Consider the following 5,556-nt stretch of genomic DNA (forward strand, 5'->3'; position numbering starts at 1 on the left):
CCTTTGATGGCGCCGCCGCCCTTTACAAGCCACTGGCCAGTCAACGCCGGCAGGCAGGAAACAGTCCGGACAAACATGCCGCCATTATCGTGGTGCTGCGGGCCGTTGCCAATCCGAATAAAAGAAGGCGATGTTGTCCCATACATTCGTGCCAATCTATAGATATCGTCAACTGGAACTCCGGTAATTTCCGAAACCGCCATCGGGTCATATTGCTTCACATGCTCTCGGAGTTCCTCATGCCCAACAGTATATTTTTTCATAAAGTCTTCATCGACCATGTTTTCGTCAAACAGGATGTGCATCAACCCGAGGACCAAGGCGCTGTCCGTGCCCGGCAAAATCGGAATAAACCAATCTGCCAATCTTCCAGTCTGATTTTTATGGATATCGATGACAACAATCTTGGCGCCGTTTTCACGGCGGGCCTTTTGCGCCAAAGCCACCTGGTGCATGTTCGTGCTCACCGCATTGATGCCCCAGAAAATGAACAATTTCGTGTGAATCGTATCCTCAGGGTCAATGCCAAAGCTGCCGCCCATTGTATACTTGTAGCCGACTGCCCCGGCCGAGTTGCAGATGGTCCGGTCAAGCCTTGATGCACCAAGCCTGTTCCAAAAGCGGCGGTCCATACCTTCAGCAGCGAGCCGCCCCATATTCCCGTAAAAGCTATAGGGAAGAATGCTCTCCGGCCCGTCCGTTTGAATCAGTTCTTTCCAGCGGTCCGAGATGGTGCTCAGCGCTTCGTCCCAGCTAATGCGCGCAAAACTTCCCTCGCCTTTAGCCCCGATGCGCTTCAGCGGATATTGCAGGCGTTTTTCGTCATGAATCCGTTCCGCCAGGTTCCGAACCTTATTGCAAATGTGCCCTTTTGTCACGGGGTGTTCTGGGTCGCCCTCGACTTTGATAATTTTTCCATCCTGTTTATGAATCAACAGCCCGCACTGGTCTGGACAGTCGAGCGGACAAACCGCATGAAAAGTCCCATCCCGCGGGAGATCTTCGTAGGAAGGCATAAGCATTCTCCTTTAAAGAGTTTGATAGATTTATACTATCGCAGAGGGTGCTTGATTGTCACGAGTCGAGAAATAGGGGGCGAAACATAGTCAGGATATTTTCGGGTTAGGATGTCATTGTATAAAAAGACGTCAAAATCCATCCAACCTCACCGCGACAAAATCAATTGATGGTTGCTATGGTTTGGCGGAACCATTGGGTAGACATTCTCTTCTTCGACCACATCAAACTCCATCAGCGCCGGACCATCCAGACTCATCGCTTCCTCAATAATCCGTCGGGCCTCCTCCTCAGAACGAGCCCTAAATCCAGCGACACCGTAAGCCTCCGCCACCCCTGCAAAATTCGGCGAGCCGATTTTTACAGAAGAATAGCGGCCATGATAAAACAGCTCCTGCCACTGGCGAACCATGCCCAAATAACCGTTATTCAAAATCGCGATCTTAATTGGCAGGCGGTACCTGACGGCCGTAATCAACTCCTGCAGATTCATTTGAAAGCTGCCGTCACCGGAAACACACAAAACGGGTGTCTCCTGATGCGTACCCGCGGCCGCCCCAATCGCCGCCGGCAGTCCGTACCCCATCGTGCCCAGCCCGCCTGACGTCACCAACGTCCGCGGTCTCGTAAACTGATAATGATGCGCCGTCCAAATCTGGTGCTGCCCGACATCCGTCACCACCACCGTGTCTTCCTCGGAAAACTCCGCAAGCGTCCGAATCACCGTCTGCGGGCTCAGCACGCTCTTCGACTTCTCAAATCGCGGCACCGTCCGCTTCCAATCCACTGCCTCATTCACCCAAACTTCGCCGTTAGCCCGGATTCGGTCATAATCCAGTTCCTCTTTTAATTGAAAAAGGAACTCAGCGGCGTCTTTGACAATCGGCAGGTCTACGGAAATGATTTTATTGATCTCAGCCGGGTCTATGTCCACGTGAATTTTTTTCGACTTTGGCGAAAAGCCGCTCACCTTTCCGGTCACCCGGTCGCTAAACCGAACTCCAATCGAGATCAACAAATTGCAATGGTGAACCGCTTTGTTGGCGGCATACGTTCCGTGCATCCCAAGCATCCCTAAAAACAGCGGGTTCCCCGTATCCATCGCACCAATCCCGAGCATTGAACTAACAACCGGAATCCGCGAGCGCTCGGCGATTTCCCGTAAATGGCTGGCAGCCCCCGAAGCAATTACCCCGCCGCCGACAAAAAGCACCGGCTTCCTGGCGTTTTCAATTAATTCCTTCGCATGATTAATAGATTTCCTGCCCGTTTCATTAGTCCTTTCGCCACTTGGTGCGCGGCTATGGCTCATCCGTTCGGCGCCCATCGTCACACTTTTGGTAGTCAACTCCACCAAGACCGGCCCGGGGCGTCCCTCAACGGCAAGCTTTAGGGCGTTATCAAGTACATCTTGCAGCTGGACCGCCCCAGTTTTAAAAGAATATTTGGTAATCGGCATCGTAATTCCGGCAATATCTAATTCTTTGGCGGACTCTCCGTTTAATGGATTGGCTGAAAGTGGTCCCGCAATGACAACGATTGGAACGGAATCACTATAGGCAGTTGCAATCCCCGTGATCCCGCTGGTTACCCCGGCAGCTGTTGTCAAAATTACTACTCCTGGCTTGCCGGTGGACCGGGCGTAACCATCAGCAGCATGGACGGCCGCCTGTTCATGCTGCAATTGAATGTAGCGTGTTCCTGAAAGTTCCGTTGGAAACAATCCATCATTATGGCAGCCAAAAACACATTCTACTCCCAGTTCATGAAGTGCCTCCAACATCGAATCAACTTTAAAAACTTCCGTTAACAATGTATTCACCTGATTTCCTAATTTTTAAATAGTTTAAATTATCAGGTAAAATAAGTATGTGATTTAAATCAAGGATGGGTTGTTTTTAAAAACAAAAAAGGGCTTCAAAATTTGAAGTCCGTTTGTTTATGATTCCAATAGGTCTTGTGCCCGTTATTTTTTAAAATACTATTATTCGGAACTTGTTTCATTATCAGTAGAAGATTCAGCATATCTACAGAGGAAGCCAATGAATTTACTATAATTAAAAATTTTAATGTCGAAGTTAATAGTCCGAAGAAACCTAATATTACTGGCAAAACAACTGAAATGATTAAGAATGGTGCTATTGTGATCAAGATAAATCTTGATTTTGAAATCACTTCTTCAGTGGCAGCAAACCCGCCAAACCAGGTTAGCCCAATAAATGTATTCTCTGATCTAATAAAATTGGGGATAAAAATTAAATGAAGCAATTCGTGAAGAATGACAAGAAATATGATTAAGAAAATGACTCCAAAGTCGATGGTTAATGATATAGAATCGGAGTGTAGCCCAAAATCCCTCAATGATAGAGGAGAAAAAAGATTTATTATCCCTCTAGAGATAAGTCCATTGATCATCATCAATGGAAGAGACAAAAAAATAGCACTTACCAAATGTTTAGGTTCTTTCAGCGGAACCCAATTGCTTTTAATCAGCTCAAGGTGTACATCTTCATTAAATTCTGGCAACTTGGTTTTTATTTTCACGAAATACCTCCATTATTAAAGCAGTTCTAAAAGATATATACGTTCAGAGTTGTGATAGGTTTCTGTTTTTTGGAAATATAGCCTATTCAAAAAAACAGTAGGCCAATTTCACACACTTTTTACACAATTATCCCAAAGTTATGCCGAATCCATTGTCTATACTTAGATTTAGAAACAAGTGAAGGAGTGATGGAAGATGAAAAAAACTCTAATTGCAGGCGTTGTTGCCCTTGCGCTGTTGGGAGGAGCCTATGGCATCCAGAACGTTTCTGCTGCCAGCAATTCTAAAACAATCGAATCCAAGGCAGCAGGCGGGCACCTTGGCACAAGACTGGGGCTGGCCAGCCAGTACAAAGACCAAATCCATCAAATTAATCAGCTAAGGAAAGAACGCCTAAGCCTAAGGTCACAAATTATTGATAAAAAGGACAAGCTGCTGGACTTGGTGCTAGAAGCGAAAAACAGCGGCAATAAAGGGAAGTTTCAGCAGGCCAAGGAAGCCAAGCAACAATTAAAATCAATGAACAAAGAATTAAAAACCCTTATGAAGGATGGCCACAGCGACCGTAAATCCTTAAAGGATGCCGTGAAAAATGGCGATGGAAGTGAAGCTTTTAAAGAGGAGATTGCCACCCAGCAGCAAGTGAATGAAAAATTGAAACAAATTGAGGTCGAATTGGACAAATTAATTACTATTTTTCAATAGGAGTAAAGGGGGATAGTGTATTTTGCTATCCCTTCTTTGTTATATAATTGAAGTGAGGTGAGCCGCTGATGAAGCATGTTTTTGTCGTTGATGACGAGCAGAATATCCGAGACATTTTACAAAAATATATAGAAAATGAAGGCTACAAGGTCACGCTGTTTTCCGATGGCCGGCAGGTCTATGAGGAAATGCTGCGACTGAAACCGGATTTGCTGGTAATCGACATTATGATGCCGCATCTCGCCGGGCTCGAATTGTGTAAAAAATCCGTGCTGTCAGTGATGTTCCAATCATTTTTGTGTCAGCAAGGGACGGCGAATTTGACCGGATTTTGGGGCTTGAGCTTGGTGGAGATGATTATTTGACTAAGCCATTCAGTCCAAGAGAACTGATGGTACGGATGAAGAATATTTTCAAACGGCTGGAAAAATCAACAGCCGTCACAACGTTGCAAACATTGAGCATCCGGGACGTCACCATCGACCTCGAAAGAAGATACATAGAAAGAGACGGTCAGGAAATCAGTTTTACCACAAAGGAATATGAACTATTAGTGTTTCTGACCAAGAATAAAGGAAGCCATATACGAGGGACGAGCTCCTTGAGTTTATTTGGGGCTATGAATATGCAGGAGACGGCCGTTTGGTTGACGACCTGGTCAAACGGATTCGCAAGAAATTAGACCAGCACAAGTCCTTGGTGGAGCTGTCCACAATTTGGGGCTACGGGTACCGGATCAATGAGTAGGATGAAAATTGGCTCGAAACTGTTATTATCTTATTTTATATTAATTATAAGCATTTTTTTAATTACTAGCTTTACTTTTCATTTTGTGTCCCAGCGGTACTTGCTGAAGGAAACGGAAGTGCAGCTGAAGAAGGAAGCTAAAGTTATCAGCCAGCTGCTCAGCAGGTCTTCTTTTTCAAGTGAAGCTATTCGCGAAAAACTAATGAACCGCAGAGCGCTGGCGGTAACGGAGCGGTTGATGTCATCGGAAATGATCATTTGGACACCGAAGAGGGAAATCGTTTATTCGGATTTAGAGGGAGGGACATTGGACAAGATCATAGGGGAAAGCACAGGCACAGGCCGGAATTTTGTTTCGGAAACGGCGGCGGTTACTTCAAAAAACGGGAAGACAAGAGGCTACGTTACACTGGTGGCCAGGCTGGATCAAGTGCAGCAGGTGAACATGCTGATGCGCCGATCCCAGATAGTTAGTTTGCTTATTTCTGCCGTGATTGCTGTCATTTTGGGGATTATTTTTCAAAAAGGGCTAACCCGGCCGC

At 46.0% G+C, this 5,556-nt stretch carries 7 protein-coding genes; 4 read left to right on the top strand and 3 right to left on the bottom strand.

Annotated elements, in window-relative coordinates:
• The 3 genes from KHB02_RS29260 to KHB02_RS29270 form a co-directional block, all read right to left on the bottom strand.
• Nucleotides 1-1,016, bottom strand: a 1,016-nt coding sequence (locus tag KHB02_RS29260; RefSeq protein ID WP_241114195.1) for a molybdopterin-dependent oxidoreductase, incomplete at its 3' end; no start/stop codon positions are given.
• 149 nt (nucleotides 1,017-1,165) lie between these two features.
• Nucleotides 1,166-2,839: a biosynthetic-type acetolactate synthase large subunit gene (ilvB, locus tag KHB02_RS29265; RefSeq protein WP_420848132.1), complete on the bottom strand. Its 1,674-nt coding sequence runs from the start codon at nucleotides 2,837-2,839 to the stop codon at nucleotides 1,166-1,168.
• Nucleotides 2,840-2,934: 95 nt separating this feature from the next.
• Nucleotides 2,935-3,561 (bottom strand): DUF3267 domain-containing protein, encoded by a 627-nt coding sequence (locus KHB02_RS29270; RefSeq protein ID WP_213144051.1) that lies wholly within the window; start codon nucleotides 3,559-3,561, stop codon nucleotides 2,935-2,937.
• Nucleotides 3,562-3,757: 196 nt separating this feature from the next.
• Between KHB02_RS29270 and KHB02_RS29275 the strand changes: the two genes are divergently transcribed.
• The 4 genes from KHB02_RS29275 to KHB02_RS29290 all read left to right on the top strand — a co-directional run.
• Nucleotides 3,758-4,267, top strand: a complete 510-nt coding sequence (locus KHB02_RS29275; protein ID WP_213144052.1) for a hypothetical protein — start codon at nucleotides 3,758-3,760, stop codon at nucleotides 4,265-4,267.
• Between the two features lie 68 nt (nucleotides 4,268-4,335).
• The gene (locus KHB02_RS29280) at nucleotides 4,336-4,632 is read left to right on the top strand and encodes a response regulator (protein WP_213144053.1); all 297 of its coding nucleotides are present in this window, start codon (nucleotides 4,336-4,338) and stop codon (nucleotides 4,630-4,632) included.
• A 244-nt stretch (nucleotides 4,633-4,876) separates the two neighbouring features.
• Nucleotides 4,877-5,014 carry a winged helix-turn-helix domain-containing protein gene (locus tag KHB02_RS30105; protein ID WP_213144484.1) on the top strand — a complete coding sequence of 46 codons (138 nt, stop codon included), beginning with the start codon at nucleotides 4,877-4,879 and terminating at the stop codon, nucleotides 5,012-5,014.
• Nucleotides 5,015-5,132: 118 nt separating this feature from the next.
• On the top strand, nucleotides 5,133-5,556 hold a 424-nt coding region (locus KHB02_RS29290), incomplete at its 3' end, for a cell wall metabolism sensor histidine kinase WalK (RefSeq protein WP_241114198.1).

It is taken from the genome of Neobacillus citreus (genome assembly GCF_018343545.2).
Taxonomy (GTDB): domain Bacteria; phylum Bacillota; class Bacilli; order Bacillales; family Cytobacillaceae; genus Neobacillus; species Neobacillus citreus.

Excerpts from the sequence above, each read along its gene's own strand:
- KHB02_RS29275 (WP_213144052.1), top strand. The coding sequence starts at position 3,758 with ATGAAAAAAACTCTAATTGCAGGCGTTGTTGCCCTTGCGCTGTTGGGA.
- KHB02_RS29280 (WP_213144053.1), top strand. The coding sequence starts at position 4,336 with ATGAAGCATGTTTTTGTCGTTGATGACGAGCAGAATATCCGAGACATT.